The sequence below is a fragment of the Noviherbaspirillum malthae genome, assembly GCF_015352985.1.
Taxonomy (GTDB): Bacteria; Pseudomonadota; Gammaproteobacteria; order Burkholderiales; family Burkholderiaceae_D; genus Noviherbaspirillum; species Noviherbaspirillum malthae.
On record NZ_JACYXF010000055.1, the window covers coordinates 21,910 to 44,198 of the forward strand.

Below are 22,289 nucleotides of genomic sequence, written 5' to 3' on the forward strand. Positions count from 1 at the left end.
ACGAGCCGGACAATGGACAACATGCTGCGAGCTCCCTTCCGTGAAGATCATGAAGCGTTCCGGGAGCAGGTCAGACGCTTCGTCGAGCGCGAGATCAAGCCGTTTCATGCGGATTGGGAAGAGCAGGGCATCGTGCCGACGTCGCTGTGGCGCAAGGCCGGAGCGGAAGGCCTGCTCAACTGCATGCTGCCGGAACCGTACGGTCAGGGCGGCGACTTCGGGCACTCCGCAATCGTCATCGAAGAGCTGGCACGCGTCAATGCCAGTGCGCTCGGTTTCAGCGTGCATTCCGAAATCGTCTCTCCCTACCTGCACGCCTACGGGACCGAGGAGCAGAAGCAGCGCTGGCTGCCGAAAATGGCGCGCGGGGACATGATCGGCGCCATCGCCATGACCGAGCCTGGCGCCGGCAGCGACGTCAAGGCGGTGCGGACCACTGCGCGGCGCGAAGGCGATCATTTCATCCTGAACGGGCAAAAGACCTTCATTTCCAACGGCCACAACGCCGGTCTTGTCATCGTCGTCGCCAAGACCGATCTCGAGCGCGGAGCAAAAGGGATTTCGCTGATCTGCGTCGAAGCTGAAACACCCGGCTTCAGCCGCGGCAAGCGGCTGAAGAAGATCGGCCTGCGCGGGCAGGATACCGCGGAACTCTTTTTCGAGAATGCGCGCGTGCCGGTTGCAAACCTGATTGGCGATGAAAACCGCGGCTTCGGCTATCTGATGCATGAACTTGCCCAGGAACGCCTGATCATCGGCATCCGTGCGGCGGCATCCATCGAAGCCTTCCTGGAACGCACCATCGAATATACGCGGGGCAGAAAGGCTTTCGGACAGTCCGTGTTCGACTACCAGAACACGCGCTTCAAGCTGGCCGAGGCCAAGGCGCAGTTGACGATGCTGCGCACTTTTGTCGATGACTGCCTTGCGCGCCACCTGCGTGGCGAGCTGACGCCGGAGCGCGCGGCAATGGCCAAGCTCAACGGCTCGGAGATGCAGAACCGGCTGCTCGACGATTTCCTGCAATTGCATGGCGGCTACGGCTTCATGTCGGAATACGAGATCGGCGGTGCGTGGATCGATGCACGCGTCGGCAGGATCTACGGCGGCAGCAATGAAATCATGAAGGAAATCGTCGCGCGCGGATTGTGAGACGGCAAGACGCGTGGCGAATGCTTAACCAGCCGCAGATTCGGCTGCCGATCAACGAAGAGACGAATGAAGATGAACAGCATAGTCGACAAAGCCACATTGGAAGTGCTCCATGATCCGGTCAATCGGAATCCTTTCCTGAAATTCCTGGGGCCGGAACTGGTGGAATCGGCCGGCGGACATGCCTACTTCATCCAGAATGACTACCCGCACATCAAGAACGTGTACGGCGTCGCCCACGGCGGCGTGATCATGGCCCTGTTCGATGCTGCGCTGGCAAGCGCGGCGCTGTCGCGGGTCGAATTCACGATGGGCATCGTGACGCTGGACATGTCCATCAATTTCATCGGGCCGGGGGCAGGGAGGCTGCATGTGCGCGGCCATGCGACCGGCGGCGGCTCCTCGGTCTGCTTCTGCGAAGGCGAAATACTGGATGATGCCGGCAATCTGGTGGCAAAGGCCATTGGCAGCTTCAAATACCGGCGCAAGAAGCCGGGCGGCAGGCAGGCATCCGAAGCAGCGGATTGAGGCATTCTTCCTTTCTCCGTTCATCCACCACCATCGAGTATCCTGAAAAGGCCTGGCATGACAAGCTACGAAAAGGAAGTCCACGCGCTGCTTGCGCAAAGTTTTGGAACCTTGAGCGATCTGATCCGGCTGCATGCCGCACACCGCCCGACGCATCCGGCATTCATTCTCGGTGACGAGAAGATTGATTACCTCGGCCTGGACTCGATGATGGACCGCATCGCCGCCACGCTTCAGCGCGACGGCCTCGGGCCGGGAGACAGCATCGCGATTTGCGCCGGCACCTCCATCGAATACGCGATGGTATACCTCGGCAGCCTGCGCGCCGGCGTTGCCGTCGCACCCTTGCCGCCTTCCAGCGCGCCGGAAGCGCTGGCCGGAATGATCCGGGATTCGGATGCCAGGCTGCTGTTCGTCGACGGGGATTCGGCTGCCGCACTGCAGTCCGTGCTGCCGCGCCTTCCGGTCCGCGTCATCTCCATCGATGGCACTGCCGACGCCGGCAAGAATGCTTCGGGTCTGCAGGCATGGCTGGACGCGCCGGGCACAGTGCCGGCGAAGGCGGAAATCCTGCCCGGCACCGCATTCAATATCATCTATTCCTCGGGCACCACCGGCGTGCCGAAAGGCATCGTGCAGCCATGTTCGCTGCGCTGGGCTCAACTGCAGCGCTCGGTGGGGCTGGAATACAGCGCGAATGCCGTCACGCTGCTATCCACGCCGCTCTACTCGAATACCACGCTCGTCAGTTTCTTTTCCACCCTGGGCATGGGAGGAAGCGTGCTGCTGATGGAAAAGTTCGACGCCCGCACCTATCTTGAACTTGCACAGCGGCACCGGGTCACGCACACGATGCTGGTCCCGGTACAGTACCAGCGGCTGATGGCCGTGCCGGATTTCGGCCGTTACGACCTGTCTTCCTATCGAATGAAGTTCTGCACCAGCGCACCCTGCAGCTCCGCATTGAAGCAGGATGTGCTTGCACGCTGGCCGGGTGGACTGGTGGAACTGTACGGCATGACCGAAGGCGGCGGCAGCTGCCAGCTGTTCGCCCATCTGCATCCCGGCAAGCTGCATACCGTCGGCCAGCCTACGCCGGGCAGCGAATTCAGGGTGATCGACGAACAGGGCGTGGAACTTCCTGCAGGTGAAACCGGCGAAATCGTCGGGCGCTCGGGCGGCATGATGACCGGCTATCACAAGCAGCCGCAGAAGACGGCCGAGGCGGAGTGGCATGATGCAGCCGGCGTGCGCTTCATCCGCACCGGCGATATCGGCCGCTTCGATGCCGACGGTTTCCTGACGCTGATGGACCGCAAGAAGGACATGATCATCTCCGGAGGCTTCAACATCTATCCGAGCGACCTCGAAGCCGTGCTGCGTGAGCATACGGCCGTGGAAGATGCCGCGGTGGTGGGCGTGGCCTCGGAGCGCTGGGGTGAAACGCCTGTGGCGTTCGTCGTCTGCCGCGAGGATGCGGACGAAAGCGCAGACAGCACGGCGATTCTGTCCTGGGCCAATGAAAGGCTTGGAAAAATGCAGCGGCTGTCCGCCGTGGAGCTCGTGGACGTGCTGCCCCGCAGCGCCATCGGCAAGGTGCTCAAGCGCGAACTGCGCGACCGCTATCTCGAGTCGGCGAAGCGTGAAGCAAAGCAGGCTGCCTGAGGTTTCGCTTCAAGGATTCGTAAAAGACAACAAGCATTCCGCGCCGCCAGGCGAACCTATAAACAAGGAGACGATGATGCAAAGATTCCGGACATGCCTTCAACGGCTGCAAAGCCTGAAACCGAGACTGCTGCGCGGGATCGCCGCTGCCGCTGCCACTACTGCTGCCCTGATGCTGGCGCCGACGGCGTTCGCAGCGGGACAGTTCCCGACCCGGCCGATCGAGTTCTGGATTCCCTTCCCGCCCGGCGGCCCGACCGATGCATCGCTGCGCATACTGCTGGCAGCCGCCAGCAAGGAGCTCGGCCAGCAGGTCATCCCCGTCAACAAGCCGGGTGCGGGCGCGACGCTGGCCGCATCGGTGATGGCGCAGTCGGCCGCCCCTGACGGTCATGTGATCGCCATGGTGGCGGCGAACATTTTCCGCATGCCGCATCTGCAGAAGACTCCCTATGATCCGGTGAAGGACTTCACCTACATCATGGGCCTGACCAATTACCGCTACGGCATCGTGGTGCGGGCCGACGCGAAATGGAAGACCCTGGAGGAATTCCTGGCCTATGCCAAGGCCAATCCGCGCAAGGTGAACTACGGCGCCGTCGGCATTGCGTCCTCCGGCCATATCGCGATGGAAAAGCTGGGCAAGGCCGCAGGCGCCGAGATGACCTTCGTACCCTACAAGGGCGGCGCCGAAGAGCTGACCGCGCTGATGGGCGGCGAGCTGGATGCGGTGCTCGATCCCGGCTGGGGCCAGTACGTGACGACCGGCAAGCTGCGTCCTCTGGCCATCGTCGGCGAAAGCCGCTTCCCGCGCTTCAAGGACGTGCCCACGCTCAAGGAATTGGGTTACGACGTGACGGCCAGTTCCCAGGTCGGCATCGTCGGTCCGAAAGGCATGGACCCGAAGGTCGTGAAGGTGCTGCATGATGCCTTCAAGAAGGCGACGCAGGAACCGGCGTATCAGAAGTCGCTGGAAGTCATCGACCTCGAGCAGGTGTATCTCAGCAGCGAGGAATACACCAAGTTCGCCGCCGAGCAGTATGAGCGGGAGAGACGTACCGTCCAGCAGCTCAACATCAAGCTGAACTGAGGGAACGTTGCGGTAACGCTGTAGTTGAAGAGGGAAAAACGAGGCGCGCGGCGCCTCGTTTCGTTTTGGAAGACGTCTTTTAAGACATCAAGCCGGCTGCATCTGCCGCAGCGTGAAGCCGCGGTTCGGCAGGCGCAGCGAGAGGAAGGCGGCCATCAGCAGCAGGATGCCCGACGCGCCAAAGGCGATCCAGTGGGTGCCGTAGGCTTCATAGCCCCAGCCTCCCAGCCACGAGCTGATCATTGCGCCGATCTGGTGGCCGAGATAAGCCCACCCGTACAGCACGCCGACGAGCCGCACGCCGTAGACATCGGCAAGAATGGCGGAAGAGGTGGCGATGCTTCCGGCCCATACCAGGCCGCCGATCGCAGCGGCGATATAGAGCTCCCAGTGCGTGCCTACCAGCAGCAAGGCGAAGAAGCCGAGGCCGCGGATGAAGTAAATCGCAAACAGGATATTGCGGCGGGGCAGCTTGTCGGAGAGGCGTCCGAGGACCATGGTGCCGACGATTGCGACCAGGCCGATGATACCGATGCCAGACGAGCTCGTCATTGCATCGAAGCCATGATCCATCAGCATCGGCACGCCGTGCGTGCCCAGCAGATTCATGCTGAAGCCGCAGGCGAACAGGCCGGCGAAGATTTTCCAGAAAGGGGCGGTTTTCACCGCATCGCCGAAGGCGAGCGTATCGGCAGGCTCGGCTGCCGCATTCTTCGTCGCGATCTGGCCGGGCAAGAGGTCGGTGTCGGGCGGGGCGTTGTCCCGGATGATCAGCAGGGCGGACGGCACCGTGACGAGCACGAATGCCGCAGCGAAGCCGAGCAGCGTGTTTTGCCAGCCATAGGCTTCGATCGCGAAGGTGAGGATCGGCGTCATGAAAGCCATGCCGGCCATGGAACCTGTCGACAGGAAGAAGAGCGCGGTGCCGCGCTGGCGCGTGAACCAGCGGCTGATGACCGGCGTCAGCGCCACCGGACTGGTGAACGCCAGACCCACGGAGAGCAGCACGCCGAAGGACAGGAGGAAAGCCGTCGGCGTTCTTGCCATGACCGTCCAGAAGGTGGACGCCACGACGATTACGGTACCCATAAGAAGTACGGTGCGCGTGCCCCAGCGGCTGACCAGATAGCCGGCCAGGGGCATGGCCAGACCGTAGAAGAGCATGCCGATCGCGATGATGGCGGCAAGCAGGCTGCGGCTGAAGCCGAGGTCCTTGGACATCGGCAGAAAGAACGGGCCGATGCCCAGGCGCATGCCCACCGTCAACAAGGTCAGCAAGGTTGCCGCCGCCACGATATTCCATCCGAAATACCGTTTTTTCGCAGTCGCGCTCGTCTCCATCTTCTTGTGTCTCCTACTTCCGCAGCCCGGCTTGCCGGGAAAGTTTATCCAACCGGTATGGGAAGTATCCTGCATTTCCGTCCGGTCTGCCCGCCGACCTTGCTGCAGGCACTCAAGTCATGTGTGAGGGACGCGTGTCGGTGCCGTGAATGACACCGTGGAAGACGCCATGATCGGCATCTTGGGGAAAGCTGCGGCGAAGGTGGCGGTGCGGACCAGGCCGGCACCGCCACCGCCACCGCTCTCGTGTCAGTCCGCCGGAACGTGGTCTTCAATCAGCTTGCGCTTGAGCACCTTGCCGCTGAGCGTCATGGGCAGACTGTCGAGACGGATGACGCGCGCCGGTCGCTTGTAGGGGGCAAGGCGGGAACTCAAATGAAGGTCGAGCGCCTGCAGGTCGATGCGCGCACCGGCATCGGTTTCGACGAAGGCCAGTATCTCCTCGTTGCCGTCACGCTCCTTGCGGCCGACCACCGCCGCACGCTGAACGCCGGGGAATTCCTGCAGCACCGCTTCCACTTCGCCGGGATACACATTGAACCCGGAACGGATGATCATTTCCTTCAGGCGGCCTACCACGTGCAGCGCTCCGTCCGGACCGATGGTGCCGATGTCGCCGCTGGCATACCAGCCGCCGGGCTTCATCACCGCGGCGGTGGCTTGCGGATCGCGGAAATAGCCCGGCATCAGGCCGGTTCCGCGTATCCATATCTCGCCGCGCTCGCCGTCGGGAAGCGGATTGCCGTCTTCGCCCGCGATCATGACCTCGCCGCCTTCCACCTGGTAGCCGGCGGCCGTATCGTCGCGCCTTTCGTTCATCGGAACCAGGCAGACCGAGCCGGCGTATTCCGACAAACCATAGCCGTGATGAAGCGGCAGGCCGAAGCGCCGTTCGATTTCGCGCTTGAGCGTCATGTCCAGCGGCGCGGCGCCCGTGTACAGATAGCGCAGGGCAGGGCAGGCCGGGCGTTCGATGTCGTGCGCATTCAGCCATGCGAGCAGGCGGGAGAACATCGCCGGCGGCCCCTGCAGGTTGGTCACCCCCTCATGCTCCAGCGCCGCAAAGAGATCGGCCGGGTCGAACCGGCTTCGCATCACCAGCGCCGAGCCTGCATGCAGTGAAGCGGCCAGTACGGTACCCAGGCCGAAGATATGCGTCATCGGCAGATAGGCATAGGAGCGGTCGGCGGGCGTAAGCTGGCGGGATTCGGCAGAGATCCGTCCGAAATGCGTCAGGCCCGCCTGCGACACCAGCACGCCCTTCGGCGTGCCTGTCGTGCCGGAGGTGAAGATGATGGCCGCAATCCCGCGCGCCATGCTGCCTTCCTCTGCCCTTGCTTCGCTCCTGGGCGTGCTGCGGGCCAGGCCGGGGAGGATCGAGGCAGACGCCCCGGCCGCAGAGGCATGCGCCGCCGCCGCATCGGACACGCGCGATGTGAAATACACGATGCGCGGATCGGCCTTTTCCCGGAAGGCGCCGATTTCGCCTTCCGACATGCGCGCATTGACGCCGCACGACCAGGCGCCGATGCGGCTGCAGGCAATGAGCAGCGCCACATGCTCCGGGCAGTTTTCCGCCACCGCCATCACGCGGTCGCCCGGCACCACGCCGGCGCCGCGCAGTTCGGATTCGAGCAGATCGATCATGCGCGCCAGTTGCGTGAAGCTGTAGTGTCCGTCAGGCGCAAGAAGAAAAATCTGATCGGGACCGGCCGCCAGCCGCCGGTCGAACAGGTCATGAAGCCGGCTATCAGAAGTGCTCGTCATTCGAATTTCATTCCTTTCGTAACGGTGGCCCACAAGGCCAGTTCCCTGGCGACGCGGTCGGTGACATCCTGTCCCGTGCCTTGCCACAGGTCGTAGCCTTGTTCGATGAGCTTGCGCTTCAATTCTTCATCGTTGAGCGCCTTGCGCGACGCTTCCTGGTAGCGGGCAAGCCGGTCGGCCGGCAGGCCGTTGGGCGCATACAGCGCGTACCAGCCTTGCACGTCGTAGCCCGGGATGCCCGCTTCCTGCATCGAGGGCACATCCGGCAAGGACGCATTGCGCCCGGGAGAGGTGACCGCCAGCACTCGGACCCGCCCGGCGCTGATGTAGTTGCGCGCGGTGCCGATGATGTCGAACATCATGGAAATCTGTCCGGAGATCACGTCCGTCATCGCCGGCGCATTCCCCTTGTACGGCACATGGGTGAGACGGGTGCCTGTGCGCTGTGCGAACAGTTCGCCGCTCAGATGGTTGGAGGCTCCCATGCCGGCCGAGCCGAACGCCAGCTGGCCGGGGTTGGCCTTGGCATGGGCGATCAGTTCGGGAATCGTCTTGAACGGCTGGTCCTTGTTGACCACCAGCACATTGGCGTAGGCGACGATCGGTGCCACCGGCGTCAGGTCCTTGAGCGGGTCGAACGGCATGCTGCGCACGACATGAGGCGTGATGGTGACGGTCGGGCTGGCGGCGAAATACAGCATCTGCGCATTCGGCTCGGATTTGGCGACGGCCGCCCCGGCCAGCGCACCGGAGACCCCGGGGCGGTTTTCGACGATGACCGGCATGTCGAGCGCTTTTGAAAACGCCACGGCAAACTGGCGCGCCGCCGTGTCGACCGGCCCGCCTGCGGCATACCCGACGAGCAGCTTTACCGGCTGAGGCGATTGCGCCGACGCCGGCATGGCCAGGATGGTTGAAGCGGCGGCCAATGCTGCGCCGGCACATTGGATGATGCGGACAAACCTGTTAGCTCGCATGCCTTGTCTCCTTGTTGTACGCCCGCTTGGGTGTCCTCGACATGAGGCTTTGATCGTCGTCGTCCTGCTGGCTGTGTTGGTGTTCTTGCCACGGCGACCGACCGGCGAGCTTGTCAACGAGGATAAGGGGCGGCGAGGCCGGTCACAATTTACATTTCATTAAGGGGAGGTTTGCGAGAGCTGAATCGATACAGGCGGCGCATGGACGCAGGCGACCGGTTTCGGTCTTGCCGCGCTCGGCGGCAGGACGGGAGTTCTTTTCCGTTTCCTCATGACATGACTTGAGGAAACGGAAGTCGGAGGTGCTGCAATGAGGACAATACCTGGATGCGGGGTGTTGAATCGTTTGGTTAGCCTGGTTCGTGCCGGGTGGCAGGGAACGCCGCCCGGGCCCGGAGCTTAGAAATCGATCTTGGCCGCCACTTTCAATGTCCTCGGGCTGCCGACACCGATGAAGCCGTTGCCTGCGGTGCTCCAGTAATTCTTGTCGGTGACATTGTCCACCACCGCCTGGAAGGTCGTGCGCTTTCCTGCCAGCCTGGTGGTGTACCGGGCGCCGAGCGAATAGGTCGTGTAACCGCCGATGAAGGCCTGGTTCGCGTTGTTCACAGGCCGCTCGCCGACGTAGAACACGCCGCCGCTCAGCGCCAGGCCCGGCACCTGCGCAAGGCGGTATTCGGCGAACAGGCTGCCGGTGCGACGCGGCGTGTTTTCCGGTGTCTTGCCGAAGGTGGCGGCATTGGCGCCGTTCTTCTGCTCGGCGTCCATGAACAGGGCCGAGCCAATCAGCGAAAGCTGCTTCGTGAGCTCGCCCGAGGCGGCCAGTTCCACACCCCTGTACTGCGCAAGGCCGTTCAGCACGAAACGGTTCGCCGCATCGATGTCGGTCGAAGGACGCTCGATGTCGAAATAGGCCGCCTGCAGCAGCACGCCTCCGGCAACCTCGGCCTTCACGCCGATCTCCTTCTGCTTGGCAACCGCCGGGGCCAGCAGTTCGCCGGCATTGGCGCGGTTCGCCGGCGCCTGGCCGCTCTCTTCAACGCCTTCGATATAGCTGGCGTAGACGGACACATTGGAAAGCGGCTTGTACATCAGCGCAATGGCAGGATTGACTTCGTCCGCGCTGTAGCGCGTGGTGGACGTGGTGCTCTCGTAGCGGCTCGACCGCACGCCGGCAGTCAGCTGCCACTGGTCTCCGAAGGACAGGCGGTCCTGGGCATACCAGCCGCGGTCCTTGATGGACGACGGCGCGGCCACGGGCGCTCCGGTCGGCGCACGCTCGGCGATATCGATCGGGTTGTAGAGGTTCTGCGGCGTATCGAAGGTGCCGTTCGAGATCGACACCGCGTCGCGGTTGTTGCGCGTGAAGCCGAAGGTCAGCTCATGGGTCACCGAGCCGCCCGGCAGCACGCCGATCAGTTCGGTCCGATAGTTCGTGTTCTCCCACTCCTGTCCTCGATTGAAGAAGGTGCGCAGGGTGCCGGCGCCCGTGGCCAGGTCGTAGTTCTGAAACTGGGAGAAGTTGCGGTCGCGCTCGGTCTTCGCATGCCCGCCTTCCAGCAGCAGGCTCCAGTTGTCACCGAGGCGATAGTCGGTGCGGAACAGCACATTGGTCGCCTGGGCATCGTACTTCTGCCATTCGCCGGCAAGGTTGCGCTTCGCATCCGGAATGGCCGGCAGGGCGATCCTGCCGCCCGAGGCGGGCAGCAGCGCGATCGCAGCCTGTTCGGAGACGTCCTTGCGGTAATGCTCGAGGTCGAGCTTGAACGACAGGTCCCTCGTCGCCTTCCAGTCGAAGGCTGCCGACGCCAGCTGCCGGTCTCCCGAGAATCGCTCCACGCCGATATCCTCGCGGCCGGTGACGAGGTTGATGCGCGCACCGAACTGTTCCTGCTCGCCGAAGCGGCGGCCGATATCGGCGTGAGCGGATGCCCCGCCATGCTCGTTGGCGGTGACCGCGAAACTGGTCACCGGCTCCTTGGTGGCGCGCTTGGTGACGAGGTTGACGATGCCCGACGGCGGCACGAAGCCGTAGTAGAGGGAGGACGCTCCCTTCAGAACCTCGACCCGCTCCTTGTTCTCGAGCGGAATGTCGACCAGGTTGATGATGGGCAGGCTGCCGTTGAGGCGGTAGTTGCCGCGGTTTTCGACCAGGATGCCGCGGATGGCGATGTTGTCGTAGGTCGAACCGTTGAGCTGGGAGCGTGTCACGCCGGCGGTATTGCGCAGCGCGCCGAACAGTGTCGTGGCCGACTGCGCATCGAGCACCTCGCGGGTGACGACATTGCTGGTCTGCGGCACGTCCAGCGGCGCGACGTCCCGGAAAGTCCCCACCTGCACGCTGTTGCTCTTGTAGCTGCCGGTTCTCTCCGCCGACACCGTCACCGTCCCGAGTTCCCTTTCCGTCTCGGTGGCCGCCGTCTGGGCAATGGCATGGGACGTGGAAAAGGCGAGGGAGAGAGCGCTGGCGAGCAGGGTCAGGCGGGGCTGCATGATGTCCTTTCGGGTAAATGAACGTAAATGAGAGTGATTCGCATTACAGAAGCATACTATAATTGTTACTTCCGAGCGAAAGCTTTTCACCATTCCGGTGCACCTGCGTTTTTCCTTCCCGCAGCTGCGCCTTGCGACTATGCGAAAGATCCTGGTACTCCTTCACCGCTATCTCGGCCTTGTCCTGTGCCTGTTCCTGCTCGGAAGCGGGTTGACCGGAAGCGCGATCGTCTTCAGCAAGGCCATCGACAGCTATCTCCATCCCCGGCTCCTGACCGTCGATTCCCAGCCCAATGCGCAGATGCAGGTCGATGCACTCCTGCGCCATGCGAAAGAAGCCAATCCCGGCGAAAAACCGGCTTTTGTCTACATGCCCCTGGCACCTGCCGAGGCGGCGCAGGTCCTGTTCCAGCCGAGCGGCCTGCGCGTGCACGCCAACCCCTATACCGGCGAAGTGCTTGGCCTGCGGCATCCCAACGACTCGCTCACGGGGCTGCTGATCGACTTCCATGTCCATCTTTTCGCGGGCAAGACAGGCAAGCAGATTCAGGGCTGGATCGGACTCGGAGCCTTGCTGCTGACCATGGTCGGCGTGTATCTCTGGTGGCCGAAGCGTACGAAATGGAAGCAGGCGTTCTCGATCAAGTGGGGAGCGGGGGCATTCAGGGTCTGGTTCGATGCGCACCGGGTCAGCGGCGCCATTGCCGCGGTCTTGATCGCGCTGACCGCGCTCACGGGTTCGGCCCTTGCGCTTTACGATCTGATCACCGAACCGGTGCTCATTGCAGTTACAGGCGAGGGAACGCGGCAGCCGCAGCCAAAGGTGCCTGCCGCATCGGCGCCGCAGGCATCCATCGATGCTATGCTGAGGCAGGCCCGGTCGATGTTCCCTGATGGCCAGGTCACACGCATTACCTTGCCGGTGAAGGAAGGCGGTGCAGTCGGCGTCCGCATGCGTCTCGATGGCGAGATCCATCAGTTCGGCCGCTCCTTCGTCTGGTTCAACCGGTACAGCGGCGAAGTGCTGCGCGTCGACAATGCGCTGGAAGCAAACCGGGCCGTGCAGATCCAGAGCTGGCTGTTTCCTCTCCATACCGGCGTGGTTGGCGGTCCTTTAACGCAGTGGCTGCAGGTGCTGGTGGGATTGAGCCTTGCATTTCTCTCGTTTTCGGGCGCGTGGCTCTGGGTCAGGAAGGCGCGCACGAAAGCATCGGTCAATGCACGCCGCGTGCGGGCGGGTGAATCGGTTGCGGGCTGAGCCCGCAACCGCCGGACCGCCGAGCTATACCGGCTTGGGAATGGGAGTGAAGGGCGAGTCGTAGCCGACGTTGCTGGTCGACGGATCGCTGGTATGGACATTGACGCCGTCGTCGTAATAGACGGTCGGCGCTTCATAGCCGGGAATGACGCCGTTGCGCTTCCAGCGTCCCCCATGCACCTTCGCCATTGCGCCGGAGTCAAGCTCCCGGGCTGCCTTCAGATCGTGAATGATGGTCTTGCTCATGATGTCTCTCCTGCAGGAAAGGAAGCGGCCCAGGTGACGGAAGACAAACCCGCCTCCGTCCCTGCACTCGCCTGCTTGCAAAAATCAGGACATGAAGTTGATCGTGTTCTTGCCGGTCTGAGTCGGGTTGACATCCGACTTGATGCCCTGCACGAAGGCGGCGTTGTTGCCGTTGTTGACCAGCGTGTTCTGGCTCTGTCCCAGCGACTGGGCGGCATCGAAATTGATTTCGCTCTTGGCCACGCTGAACAGCGGGCTGGCGAACAGGGCAGGCATCCGGTGGAAACCGTGGCCGCCGCGCACGGAGCTCATGTCTTTGGCGCCGAGGTCTTTGGAAACGGACAGGTCTTTGATGGTCAGTGCTTTCATGGTGATTCTCCTAAAAGTGTGATGGCTTGGTTGGGTGATGGGCGCTGCATCGCGCTTGAAGGAGATATAGCAGGGGCTGTGCCAGGCAGGATGGCATCCGGTGAAATCACGGCAAAGCCTTGAAATACAAGGGAGTTTTGCGATATTGATGAATTGGCTTGTCGAGAACGGCAGATGATGCCGGCAGCTGAATGACGGTTTCAGGCCGACATTGACCTGTCGGATCGCAGCCGAATGTGAGCCGGAAAACGACATCCCGGCTGCGCTGGCGATCAGTACTCAATGATCTGCTGTGTTGCGTTCCGCTTGAGCCCGCTCAATGCCGCATTTCCGGCCTGCGCAAGCATGAAATCCCGATGCCGCTGAAGCATTCCGCGCGCATCGCACCTGCGAAACGGAGGACACCATGACCACCTTTGCGGTACAAAGACACTTGAGCGGCATCAGCATGGAACAGCTTGCCGCGGCACAAGCGGCTGCCATCGAAGCGAGCCGGCAGGCGACCGAAAACGGCACGCCGGTGACCTACCTGCGCAGCAATTTCTATCCTGCGGACCAGCGCTGCACCTGCCTGTTCGATGCAGAGGACCGGCAGGCCGTGGAAGGGGTTAACCGGGCGGCATCGCTGCCTTTCGACAAGGTCGAGGAAGTGCTGGACCTGCCGAATCCACATCACTGATGCATCGAGGCTGACGTCTGGTTCAGCATGGCGGTGGCAAGCGCACGCATCTTCGACACCGCCAGCCTCGCCGCGCTCGACAGGGGGCGTTGCCTGGTAATGCTTAAGGTGATGGTGCGCCGTATTCCGGGATCGACGATCTTCGCCGCGCACAGCCTGCCGGCCGCGACCTCGTCGCTCACGGCGAACAGGGGCAGCACCGTGCAGGCGACGCCGCTCAGCGCGACATCCTTCATTGCCGACAGGGTATCGACTTCGAGTGCGATGTTGAGCGCGACGCCTTTCTGCCGGCTCGTCTGGTCGAGAATCGATCGCAAGCCGTTCGGCGCGGCGGGCAGCACGAGAGGCATGTCGGAAAGTTCCTGGAAGGTCACTGCTTCCTGGAAGGGCAGCCTGTCCTTGCTGCCGATGAGGCAGGTGTCCACATACCCCAGCACATCTTCGCCGCGGTCCGGCGACGGGCCGTAGCGATTGATCACCGCAAAATCGAGCCGCCCGGACAGCAGCTGCTCATCGAGGTAGCCGCTGAAACCCTCGATGAAATGCAGCCGCACCGCCGGCGCGGCCTTTTGCATGGCTTCGAACAGCTGGGTCACCAGCCGGCGCGACATCGACGGCAGCACGCCGACATGGACCGTGCCGGTCGGCACGCCGGCCGCCTCCTTCACCGCGCTTTGCAGGCGGCTGGCCTGGTCCAGCAGCACGCGCACCTCGGGCTGCACGAATCTGCCGAAATCCGACAGGACCACGCCGCGCCCGGTGCGCTGGAACAGCCGGTCTCCCCATTCCTGCTCCAGCTGCGCAATGTTGCGGCTCACCAGCGACTGGGCCATGTCGGCGGCCTTCGCCGCTCTCGACAGCGAGCCCAGTTCCGCGACGAGCATGAAAAGTTCAAGTTTTTTCAGATCCATCGTCATGCCGGCTACGACCTCGCAAGCTATCCAGGAAAGTGATATCTGGTTTCGCAGATTTTACTCTATCGGATGGCTTCGCCAATAACTAGAATGCGATAACCGTAATGCGCCATTACAACTACTCAGGAGACAAGCATGAAGCTGCGTTCCAAGTCCTATTCGATGTTTGCGGTGCTGGCGGCCGCTCTTTCCTTTGCTGCGGTAAATCCCGTTTGGGCCGCCTATCCCGACAAGCCGATCAAGCTCGTCGTGCCGTTCCCTGCCGGCGGTCCTACCGACGGCATGGCGCGCCTGGTGGGACAGCATCTGTCCCAGTCGCTCGGCCAGGCGGTCGTGATCGACAACCGCGGCGGCGCGGGAGGCACCATCGCCACCGAAGCGGCGGCCAACTCGGCGCCCGACGGCTATACCCTGTTCTTTGCCACGACCGGCACCATGGCGATCAATCCGAGCCTGTACCGGAGTTTCAAGGTTGATCCCGTCAAGGCCTTCGAGCCTGTCGGTTCCGTCGCCGCCACGACCAACGTACTGGTGGTCTCGTCCTCCTTTCCGGCCAATTCGGTGAAGGATCTGATCACCCTCGCCAAGCAGAAGCCGGGCACGCTGACCTATGGATCGGCCGGCAACGGCAGTTCCAATCACATCTCGGGCGAATTGTTCAAGTCGCTTGCCGGCATCGATATCACCCATGTGCCGTACAAGGGATCGGCGGCCGCCTTTACCGACATGCTGGGCGGGCAGATTTCGATGATGTTCGATACGGTCTCGAACCAGGTGCCGCAGATTTCCACCGGCAAGGTCAAGCCGCTCGGCGTAACGGGCCGCTCGCGCTCGACCGCCTTGCCCAACGTTCCGACCATCGCAGAATCTGGCCTCAGCGGCTACGAGGTCACCATCTGGTTCGGAGTGGCGGCACCCAAGGGCACGCCGCCGGACATCGTCAGCCGCATCCATGCGCAGCTGAACAAGATGCTTGCCGACCCCGACGTCAAATCCAGGCTTGCCGCCCTCGGCGCCGAGCCGCTGCCAGGCACATCGCAGGCATTCGCCGCCATGATCCAGCAGGACACCGCCAAATGGAGCAAGGTCGTCAAGGCATCCGGCGCCACCATCGACTGATCGCATGAACATGAACTCATCACTGCTTCAACCCGCTTCGGTGGCCGTCATCGGCGCTTCCGACAATCCCAACAAGGTCGGCGGACGCCCGATCCATTACATGACGAAGTTCGGTTTCACGGGCGAGGTCTTTCCGGTGAATCCTGCACGCACCGAGATACAGGGCCGCCGCGCCTATCCGACGCTGGACAGCATCGGCCGCGTGCCCGATGCGGCCATCATCGCGGTTGCCGGGGACGATGCCGTGCGGGCCGTGAAGGAATGCGCCGATGCCGGCATCGCCAATGCGGTCGTCATGGCGTCCGGCTTTGCCGAAACCGGAGACGAGGGCCGCGCCGCACAGCAGCGCATGGTGGAATATGCCAATGCGCGCGGCATGCGCATCATCGGGCCGAATGCCCAGGGCATCGCCAATTTCTCCAACGGGGCGGTGCTCAACTTCAGCACGATGTTCATGGAAGTCGAACCGGAAGACGGCCCGATCGCGATCGTCAGCCAGAGCGGCGCCGCCAGTGTCATGCCATATGCATTGCTGCGCGAGATGGGCCTCGGCGTGCGCTACCTGTGCGCCACTGGCAACGATGCCGACATGGATGTGCCCGAGCTGACCAGGGCCATTGCCGCCGATCCCGCCATCAAGCTCATTCTCGTCTATATCGAATCCCTGGTCCGGCCAGAGATGCTTGCCGAAGCGGCGGAGATCGCCCGTTCGCGCGGCGCCGGCATCGTGCTGCTGAAAGGCGGCTCCAGCCAGAAGGGTGCAGCCGCCGCCGCGTCCCATACCGGTGCCATGATCGGCCATGACGGCGCGCTCGATGCCTTCCTTGCCCGTTGCGGCATATGGCGCGCCAACAGCCTGCAGGAAATGGTCACGGCCGCACCGCTCTACCTGCGCGACGCCAAGTGCGGAGAGCGCCGCACCGTCGTGCTCAGCCATAGCGGCGCGGTCGGCGTGATGTCGGCCGACGCGGCGGAACAGGTCGGCCTGCCGTTGGCGGAATTGGCCGCACAAACACGCGAACGCCTGCGCGATGCCTTGCCCGGATTCGCCACGCCGAGCAACCCGCTCGACCTGACTGCCGCATTGATGGGCAACGACGGCATGTTCCCGCGCGTGCTCGACATCCTTGCGCAGGAAGAGCAGGCCGACATGCTCATGGTCGGCATTCCGGTGGCCGGCCCCGGATACGATGTGCCCGCATTGGCCAAGGCGACCGCGGAATTCGCACGGGAATACAGCAAGCCAGTGGCGCTCAGCGCGCCCCAGCAATCCGTCCGGCAGGCATTCCAGGCGCACGGCATACCGGTCTTCCGCACCGAAAGCGATGCGGTGAAGGCGCTCCACCAGTACGCCACGCATCAGGCAATGATGGATGGAAGGCCCGAGGTGCACAGGCAAGCTGAGGCTCCGGACATCCGCATTCCCGGCGGTGCCGGAACGCTGGGAGAAGCCGAAAGCCTCTCTCTGCTGCGCCAGGCCGGCATACCGGTCATCAGCCACGCGGTCTGCGCTGACGAAAACGAGGCCGAGGCGGCTTTCCTGAATTTCGACCGGCCTGTCGTGGTCAAGGGATGTGCGGCGGATGTTCCCCACAAGAGCGAACACGGCCTGGTGCATCTGAACCTGAAGACTTCGCAGGATGTGCGCCGCGCCGCGCGTGCATGCCTGGGCGCATTCGAGGCAATGGGATGCAGGGGCGGCAAGGTGCTGGTCGCGCCGATGGTGCGCGGCGTGCATGAGCTCATGCTGGGCGTATCGATCGATCCGGTCTTCGGCCCTGTTGTCATGCTGGGCGAAGGCGGCACGCTGGTGGAGGTGCGCCGCGACGTGATTTCCCTGCTTGCGCCGTTTTCCGCCGACGAGGTGCTCGAAGGCTTGCAGCGGCTTCGCATTGCCCCGCTATTCGATGGCTATCGCGACAGGCCGGCGCTCGATCTCGCTGCCTTTGCCGATGCGGCGGTGAAACTGGGTGATTTCGCCTGCCGTTACCGTGAGCGCATCCGCTCCATCGACATCAACCCGGTGATGGTGCTGGCCCGAGGCGAGGGCGTGCTTGCGGTGGATGCCGTCGTCGAACTTGATGAGGAGAACAAGCATGAATGAAATTCAGACCGAGCGGCGCGACGATGTCGCCATCGTCACCCTGCATCGCCCGGAACGCATGAATGCCGTCAACCAGGCGCTGCGGGAACAGTTGTCCTCTGCGCTGGACGCGCTCAACCGCAGCGATGCCGTGCGCGCCATCGTCATTACCGGCGCTGGCGACAGGGCCTTCTGCGCCGGGCAGGACCTGGATGAAGCCAGCACGATCGAGTGGCAGACGCTGGTGCCCTGGCTGAATGCGCAGCGTGCGATGTATCAGGCGGTACGCGATCTCGACAAGCCCTGCGTCGCCGCCATCAACGGCGTTGCCGCCGGCGCCGGTTTCCAGGTGGCGCTGTGCGCGGACTGGCGGATCATCGCGCCGGATACGAGAATCGGGCAGCCGGAGGTCAAGGCGGGTCTGGCCAGCATCGTCGGCTCCTACCTGATGACCTTGCATGTCGGGATGACGCATAACGTTCAGCTCTCCATGTCCGGCGAGCTGATCACCGGGAGGCGAGCCCATGAAATCGGACTGGTCACGGAACTGGCCGAGCCTGCCGATGTATTCCCTGCCGCTTTTGAGCGGGCCAGCAAGCTGGCGCAACTCCCTGCGACGGCTGTCCGTCTTTCCAAGCAGCGCTTTCGTGCCATGACGCAGGCGCAGTTCGACGAAGCCTGCGTCGCAGGCATCCGCGCGCAGCTGGAGTGTTATGCGCAGGGCGAGCCGCAGCAGGCCATGCGCCGCTTTCTCGATGCGCGCAGCAAGGCCTGAGCCTTTCATTTCCGCTTATCTTTCAAAAGAAATCACAAGACGATGCAACAGTACAAACAGTACAAACAGTACAAACAAGCTTACATCCGGGGCAAGTGGCAGGACGTCGATCCGGTATCAGGCATTTCGCTTCCCGATTCGTACAGCGGCGAGCCGCTTGCCGAAGTCGCCCTGGCGGGAACGAAAGAGGCATGCGATGCAGTACTTGCGGCGAGAGATGCATTTCCGGCCTGGTCCGGCATGCCCGCCGCCGAACGCGCGCAACTGCTCCGAAAAGTGGGCGATGCATTGGCAAAGGACATCGACGGATTGGCGGAAGCCATCACGCGCGAAGTCGGCATGCCGCTCAAGCTGTCGAAGCGCATCCAGGTACAGGCACCGGTGGCGGCATGGTCCGCCTATGCGGACATGGCTGAACGTTTCGATTTCGAAAAGCGGATCGGCCATTCCATCGTGACCCATGAGCCGGTCGGCGTCGTCGCCTGCATTACGCCTTGGAATTATCCGCTGCACCAGATCACCGCCAAGGTGGCGCCCGCGCTCGCGGCAGGATGCACGGTGGTACTGAAGCCCTCGGAACTGGCGCCGGCCGCCGCCTATGCGCTGGCACAGGCCGTCCAACGGGCCGGCATTCCGCCCGGCGTATTCAATATGGTCATGGGAGAGGGAAGGATTACCGGCGAGGTGATCGTCAATCATCCCGAGGTCGACATGGTGTCGTTCACCGGTTCGACTGCCGCGGGCCGGCGGGTCGCGAGCCTGGCCGGGAACGGCATCAAGCGGCTGGCGCTGGAGCTCGGCGGCAAGTCGGCTTCCATCGTGCTGCCGGACGCGGATCTGAAACTGGCGATGCGCCATGCCTTGAGCGCATGCTTTCTCAACAGCGGCCAGACCTGCACCGCCATCTCGCGCCTGCTGGTTCCTGCGGCGGTCTATCCGGAATGCGTCGCGCTGCTCAAGCACGGCATCGGTGCATTCGCCATGGGAGACCCGTTTGATCCGGCCACCCGTATCGGTCCGCTGGTATCCATGGAGCAGCGCCAGAGGGTAAAGGACCATATCGCTGCGGCGCTGGAAGAAGGCGCAGAAATCATTGCGGGCGATGAGGCCGTTCCGACCCATGGCTGGTTTGTGGCGCCCACCATACTCGGGAACGTGCAGGCGCACAGCAGAATTGCGCAGGAAGAAGTCTTCGGGCCGGTCCTGTGCGTGCTCGCCTACGAAACCGAGGATGAGGCCGTGCGTATCGCTAACGGCACCCCTTACGGGCTTGCCGCGGCGGTCTGGTCGACCGATCAGGCGCATGCGCTTGCCGTGGCGCGCCGTCTGCGAGCCGGGCAGGTGGACATCAACGGTGCGCCGTTCAATCCGGAGGCGCCCTTCGGCGGATTCGGCATGTCCGGCATCGGACGCGAGAACGGCATCTTCGGATTCGAAGAATTCCTGGAACCGCGCGCAATTCAACTGGCCGCGTGATCCGTCCATCCAACACGAGTGGAAACTGCAATGAATTTCGAACAGCTGACTTATACCGTGCGCGACCGTGTCGCCCTTATTACCTTCAACCGCCCGGAGCGCATGAATGCGCTGACCAAGGTCATGGAGCGTGAGATTCGCGATGCGATGGAACAGGCCGGGCAGGACCCGCAGGTGCGGGCCATCGTACTGACAGGCGCGGGCCGCGCGTTCTGCGCCGGCATGGACCTGGAAGAGCTGGAGGTGCTGCCTCCCGACGATATCCGTGCGCAAAAGTGGATGCGGCCCTACGACATGAACCGGCGAGCAGATTACCAGACGCGCTACTCCTACTTTCCCGCCGTGCACAAGCCGATCATCGCAGCCATCAACGGCGCTGCCGCAGGCCTCGGACTGATCATGGCTCTTTACAGCGACATCCGGTTTGCCAGCTCCAGCGCCGTATTCAGTACCGCCTTCGCCAAGCGCGGGCTGATCGCCGAACACGGCATTGCCTGGATACTGCCGCGCGTCGTGGGCCCCGGCCATGCCGCCGACCTGCTCATGTCATCGCGCAAGGTATCCGCCGAGGAGGCGCTGCGCATGCAGCTTGTGAACCGCCTCGTCGAACCTGAAGCGCTGCTCGATGAAGCTCTCGCCTATGCACGTGACCTGGCAGACAATGTGTCGCCGAGGTCGATTCGTGTGATGAAGCGTCAGCTGTGGGAGGCTCCATACCAGACGCTTGGCGAAGCTGTGGCCGATGCCAACAAGGAGATGTTCCTGAGCATCCTGAGCGCCGATTTCAAGGAAGGCGTGCAGCACTTCATGGAGAAGCGCCCGGCGGAGTTCACCGGGGAATAGAAGGACTCGGCGTCACGTTGAAACTCAGGGAGTCGCCGGCAAGGCGCGCTTGTGAGCCGTGGCCTGGTATTGCCGAAGAATGATCTCGGCATCAGACTCGGAAATCGTCTTGCCCTCCAGGAAGTCATCGATGGTCTCGTAACTCACGCCGAAGGCATCCTCATCCGGCTTAAGCGGCGCGAGATTTTCCAGATCGGCTGTGGGCACCTTGAAGACTAGCGGATCGGGCGCTCCCATTGCGGCAGCCACCGCGCGAACCCGGCGCTTGGTAAGGCCCGTCAGGGGCGTCAGGTCTGCGGCGCCGTCGCCGTGCTTGGTGAAAAATCCCATAAGGGCTTCGGCCGCCTGGTCCGTGCCGATCACCAGACCGCGCGTGGCGCCTGCCACCGCATACTGGGCGATCATACGCTGGCGCGCCTTGATATTGCCGAGCACGAAGTCTTCCTGGGCGGCGCTTTCAAATACATGGCCTGAAGCCTTGATGGCATTGAGCATGGCATCGCTGGCGGGTTTGATATCGACGGTGAGCACCTTGTCGGGACCGATCACGTCAAGCGAGCGCTGCGCATCGTCTTCGTCGCGCTGCACCCCGTATGGCAGGCGCATCGCAATGAATTCCGCCTGCTGACCCTGTTCACGGGCCTGGCGCGCCGCATGCTGGGCAAGCAGGCCCGCAGTCAGGGAATCGACTCCGCCGCTGATGCCGAGGACCAGGGTGCGCATGCCGCTGGACTGCAATCGTTCGCGCAGAAAGGCCACGCGGCGGGCAATCTCCGATTGAACGTCGAACTGATGGGAAACTTCAAGGGCGGCTATGATTTGCCGCTGCTGCTGCGTATAGCCAGCCTGGTCCATGCAAAACCTCCACTAGGTAAGACATAAGCGATGACGGTATTTGCAGAGACAGGCGTGGGTGCTGCGTGGTGCCGGAAGGTGAGGGGTTTGCCGGCCTTAATTCATCTTTATTTGAATAGCATCAACAGCTATTCGGGCCTCCTACTTCGTTCGGAAGACAATGCGGGCCTTGGTGAGGTCGTACGGTGTCATTTCCACCGTCACTTTGTCGCCGGGCAAGATCTTGATGTAGTTCTTGCGCATCTTTCCGGAGATGTGACCGAGCACCTTGTGCCCGTTTTCCAGTTCTACCTTGAAGGTTGTGCTGGGAAGGTTTTCGAGGACTTTGCCTTGCATTTGAATAACGTCGTCTTTTGCCATTGATGTCCTTTGATGAGCGGATTGCAGTGAAGAAAGCCTGCGTTCCGATGGTGAATCGAATGAATCTACAGTGTGGGAGATGGGGTCGGAAAGGGATTTATCAATCATCCGCTGCTTCCGGCAAGACAGTACCTGCGAAGTGAACGCCTTGAATGGCTCGGCATTCAGCCGGCAAAAAAGCCCGCAGCATTGCGCTGCGGGCTTGGTCACATCATTGCATGTCATGCGGCCGCTTTCATCGGCAACCGCACGACTGCGGTCTTACTCGCCTGCGGCGGCAGTGTTGGCTCGGGCAGCGG

The 22,289-nt window shown here is 62.8% G+C and carries 20 protein-coding genes; 11 read left to right on the top strand and 9 right to left on the bottom strand.

Annotated features, from left to right (window positions below):
• The first annotated feature begins 12 nt into the window (after positions 1-12).
• From IGW03_RS29435 to IGW03_RS29450, 4 genes are all read left to right on the top strand, one after another.
• Positions 13-1,152: an acyl-CoA dehydrogenase family protein gene (locus tag IGW03_RS29435; RefSeq protein ID WP_194726056.1), complete on the top strand. Its 1,140-nt coding sequence runs from the start codon at positions 13-15 to the stop codon at positions 1,150-1,152.
• A 72-nt stretch (positions 1,153-1,224) separates the two neighbouring features.
• Positions 1,225-1,680, top strand: coding sequence for a PaaI family thioesterase (locus tag IGW03_RS29440; RefSeq protein WP_194726057.1), 456 nt, complete (start codon positions 1,225-1,227; stop codon positions 1,678-1,680).
• A gap of 57 nt (positions 1,681-1,737) precedes the next feature.
• On the top strand, positions 1,738-3,345 hold the full coding sequence (locus tag IGW03_RS29445) for a class I adenylate-forming enzyme family protein (protein ID WP_194726058.1): 1,608 nt from the start codon (positions 1,738-1,740) through the stop codon (positions 3,343-3,345).
• Positions 3,346-3,418: 73 nt separating this feature from the next.
• Positions 3,419-4,435 (top strand): tripartite tricarboxylate transporter substrate binding protein, encoded by a 1,017-nt coding sequence (locus tag IGW03_RS29450; RefSeq protein ID WP_228536183.1) that lies wholly within the window; start codon positions 3,419-3,421, stop codon positions 4,433-4,435.
• An 87-nt stretch (positions 4,436-4,522) separates the two neighbouring features.
• On the opposite strand, the gene IGW03_RS29455 is transcribed toward IGW03_RS29450, so the two are convergent.
• The 4 genes from IGW03_RS29455 to IGW03_RS29470 form a co-directional block, all read right to left on the bottom strand.
• Entirely contained in the window at positions 4,523-5,776 is a 1,254-nt protein-coding gene (locus tag IGW03_RS29455) for an MFS transporter (RefSeq protein ID WP_194726059.1), read from the bottom strand.
• A 249-nt stretch (positions 5,777-6,025) separates the two neighbouring features.
• Positions 6,026-7,543, bottom strand: coding sequence for a class I adenylate-forming enzyme family protein (locus tag IGW03_RS29460; protein ID WP_194726060.1), 1,518 nt, complete (start codon positions 7,541-7,543; stop codon positions 6,026-6,028).
• Complete coding sequence (locus tag IGW03_RS29465; protein ID WP_194726061.1) at positions 7,540-8,520, bottom strand: Bug family tripartite tricarboxylate transporter substrate binding protein; 981 nt, start codon at positions 8,518-8,520, stop codon at positions 7,540-7,542. The genes IGW03_RS29460 and IGW03_RS29465 overlap by 4 nt, the downstream gene beginning before the upstream one ends.
• Before the next feature lie 399 nt (positions 8,521-8,919).
• Positions 8,920-11,013, bottom strand: a complete 2,094-nt coding sequence (locus IGW03_RS29470; RefSeq protein ID WP_194726062.1) for a TonB-dependent siderophore receptor — start codon at positions 11,011-11,013, stop codon at positions 8,920-8,922.
• 139 nt (positions 11,014-11,152) lie between these two features.
• Between IGW03_RS29470 and IGW03_RS29475 the strand changes: the two genes are divergently transcribed.
• Positions 11,153-12,271, top strand: a complete 1,119-nt coding sequence (locus tag IGW03_RS29475; protein WP_194726063.1) for a PepSY-associated TM helix domain-containing protein — start codon at positions 11,153-11,155, stop codon at positions 12,269-12,271.
• A gap of 24 nt (positions 12,272-12,295) precedes the next feature.
• On the opposite strand, the gene IGW03_RS29480 is transcribed toward IGW03_RS29475, so the two are convergent.
• Positions 12,296-12,517 carry a hypothetical protein gene (locus tag IGW03_RS29480; RefSeq protein ID WP_194726064.1) on the bottom strand — a complete coding sequence of 74 codons (222 nt, stop codon included), beginning with the start codon at positions 12,515-12,517 and terminating at the stop codon, positions 12,296-12,298.
• Between the two features lie 84 nt (positions 12,518-12,601).
• The gene (locus IGW03_RS29485) at positions 12,602-12,886 is read right to left on the bottom strand and encodes a hypothetical protein (protein WP_194726065.1); all 285 of its coding nucleotides are present in this window, start codon (positions 12,884-12,886) and stop codon (positions 12,602-12,604) included.
• 406 nt (positions 12,887-13,292) lie between these two features.
• Here IGW03_RS29485 and IGW03_RS29490 point away from each other — a divergent pair, with 406 nt between their 5' ends.
• Positions 13,293-13,565: a nickel-binding protein gene (locus IGW03_RS29490; RefSeq protein ID WP_194726066.1), complete on the top strand. Its 273-nt coding sequence runs from the start codon at positions 13,293-13,295 to the stop codon at positions 13,563-13,565.
• Here IGW03_RS29490 and IGW03_RS29495 read toward each other — a convergent pair.
• A complete protein-coding gene (locus IGW03_RS29495) occupies positions 13,559-14,476 on the bottom strand; it encodes a LysR family transcriptional regulator (protein WP_194726067.1) in 918 nt (305 codons plus the stop codon). The two genes, IGW03_RS29490 and IGW03_RS29495, sit on opposite strands and share 7 nt — an antisense overlap.
• A 138-nt stretch (positions 14,477-14,614) precedes the next feature.
• Between IGW03_RS29495 and IGW03_RS29500 the strand changes: the two genes are divergently transcribed.
• The 5 genes from IGW03_RS29500 to IGW03_RS29520 are packed head-to-tail and all read left to right on the top strand — an operon-like array spanning position 14,615 to position 20,775.
• A complete protein-coding gene (locus IGW03_RS29500) occupies positions 14,615-15,598 on the top strand; it encodes a Bug family tripartite tricarboxylate transporter substrate binding protein (protein ID WP_194726068.1) in 984 nt (327 codons plus the stop codon).
• Between the two features lie 10 nt (positions 15,599-15,608).
• Positions 15,609-17,702 carry an acetate--CoA ligase family protein gene (locus IGW03_RS29505; RefSeq protein WP_228536184.1) on the top strand — a complete coding sequence of 698 codons (2,094 nt, stop codon included), beginning with the start codon at positions 15,609-15,611 and terminating at the stop codon, positions 17,700-17,702.
• A complete protein-coding gene (locus IGW03_RS29510) occupies positions 17,695-18,456 on the top strand; it encodes an enoyl-CoA hydratase/isomerase family protein (protein WP_194726070.1) in 762 nt (253 codons plus the stop codon). The genes IGW03_RS29505 and IGW03_RS29510 overlap by 8 nt, the downstream gene beginning before the upstream one ends.
• 42 nt (positions 18,457-18,498) lie before the next feature.
• Positions 18,499-19,932: an aldehyde dehydrogenase family protein gene (locus IGW03_RS29515; protein ID WP_194726071.1), complete on the top strand. Its 1,434-nt coding sequence runs from the start codon at positions 18,499-18,501 to the stop codon at positions 19,930-19,932.
• Between the two features lie 30 nt (positions 19,933-19,962).
• The gene (locus tag IGW03_RS29520; protein ID WP_194726072.1) at positions 19,963-20,775 is read left to right on the top strand and encodes an enoyl-CoA hydratase; all 813 of its coding nucleotides are present in this window, start codon (positions 19,963-19,965) and stop codon (positions 20,773-20,775) included.
• A 24-nt stretch (positions 20,776-20,799) separates the two neighbouring features.
• Here IGW03_RS29520 and nadE read toward each other — a convergent pair whose 3' ends face one another.
• Together nadE and infA are read right to left on the bottom strand one after the other, a co-directional pair.
• On the bottom strand, positions 20,800-21,630 hold the full coding sequence (gene nadE, locus IGW03_RS29525) for an NAD(+) synthase (RefSeq protein WP_194726073.1): 831 nt from the start codon (positions 21,628-21,630) through the stop codon (positions 20,800-20,802).
• Positions 21,631-21,771: 141 nt separating this feature from the next.
• Positions 21,772-21,990, bottom strand: coding sequence for a translation initiation factor IF-1 (infA, locus tag IGW03_RS29530; protein WP_194726080.1), 219 nt, complete (start codon positions 21,988-21,990; stop codon positions 21,772-21,774).
• Positions 21,991-22,289 lie beyond the last annotated feature (299 nt).

What these genes read in the sequence shown, in the direction of transcription:
- IGW03_RS29490 (WP_194726066.1), top strand. Translation starts at nt 13,293, where the DNA reads ATGACCACCTTTGCGGTACAAAGACACTTGAGCGGCATCAGCATGGAA.
- IGW03_RS29435 (WP_194726056.1), top strand. Translation starts at nt 13, where the DNA reads ATGGACAACATGCTGCGAGCTCCCTTCCGTGAAGATCATGAAGCGTTC.
- IGW03_RS29500 (WP_194726068.1), top strand. Translation starts at nt 14,615, where the DNA reads ATGAAGCTGCGTTCCAAGTCCTATTCGATGTTTGCGGTGCTGGCGGCC.
- IGW03_RS29470 (WP_194726062.1), bottom strand. Translation starts at nt 11,013, where the DNA reads ATGCAGCCCCGCCTGACCCTGCTCGCCAGCGCTCTCTCCCTCGCCTTT.
- IGW03_RS29450 (WP_228536183.1), top strand. Translation starts at nt 3,419, where the DNA reads ATGATGCAAAGATTCCGGACATGCCTTCAACGGCTGCAAAGCCTGAAA.
- IGW03_RS29440 (WP_194726057.1), top strand. Translation starts at nt 1,225, where the DNA reads ATGAACAGCATAGTCGACAAAGCCACATTGGAAGTGCTCCATGATCCG.
- nadE (WP_194726073.1), bottom strand. Translation starts at nt 21,630, where the DNA reads ATGGACCAGGCTGGCTATACGCAGCAGCAGCGGCAAATCATAGCCGCC.
- IGW03_RS29485 (WP_194726065.1), bottom strand. Translation starts at nt 12,886, where the DNA reads ATGAAAGCACTGACCATCAAAGACCTGTCCGTTTCCAAAGACCTCGGC.
- IGW03_RS29460 (WP_194726060.1), bottom strand. Translation starts at nt 7,543, where the DNA reads ATGACGAGCACTTCTGATAGCCGGCTTCATGACCTGTTCGACCGGCGG.
- IGW03_RS29515 (WP_194726071.1), top strand. Translation starts at nt 18,499, where the DNA reads ATGCAACAGTACAAACAGTACAAACAGTACAAACAAGCTTACATCCGG.
- IGW03_RS29495 (WP_194726067.1), bottom strand. Translation starts at nt 14,476, where the DNA reads ATGGATCTGAAAAAACTTGAACTTTTCATGCTCGTCGCGGAACTGGGC.
- IGW03_RS29520 (WP_194726072.1), top strand. Translation starts at nt 19,963, where the DNA reads ATGAATTTCGAACAGCTGACTTATACCGTGCGCGACCGTGTCGCCCTT.
- IGW03_RS29510 (WP_194726070.1), top strand. Translation starts at nt 17,695, where the DNA reads ATGAATGAAATTCAGACCGAGCGGCGCGACGATGTCGCCATCGTCACC.
- IGW03_RS29480 (WP_194726064.1), bottom strand. Translation starts at nt 12,517, where the DNA reads ATGAGCAAGACCATCATTCACGATCTGAAGGCAGCCCGGGAGCTTGAC.
- IGW03_RS29475 (WP_194726063.1), top strand. Translation starts at nt 11,153, where the DNA reads ATGCGAAAGATCCTGGTACTCCTTCACCGCTATCTCGGCCTTGTCCTG.
- infA (WP_194726080.1), bottom strand. Translation starts at nt 21,990, where the DNA reads ATGGCAAAAGACGACGTTATTCAAATGCAAGGCAAAGTCCTCGAAAAC.
- IGW03_RS29465 (WP_194726061.1), bottom strand. Translation starts at nt 8,520, where the DNA reads ATGCGAGCTAACAGGTTTGTCCGCATCATCCAATGTGCCGGCGCAGCA.
- IGW03_RS29505 (WP_228536184.1), top strand. Translation starts at nt 15,609, where the DNA reads ATGAACTCATCACTGCTTCAACCCGCTTCGGTGGCCGTCATCGGCGCT.
- IGW03_RS29445 (WP_194726058.1), top strand. Translation starts at nt 1,738, where the DNA reads ATGACAAGCTACGAAAAGGAAGTCCACGCGCTGCTTGCGCAAAGTTTT.
- IGW03_RS29455 (WP_194726059.1), bottom strand. Translation starts at nt 5,776, where the DNA reads ATGGAGACGAGCGCGACTGCGAAAAAACGGTATTTCGGATGGAATATC.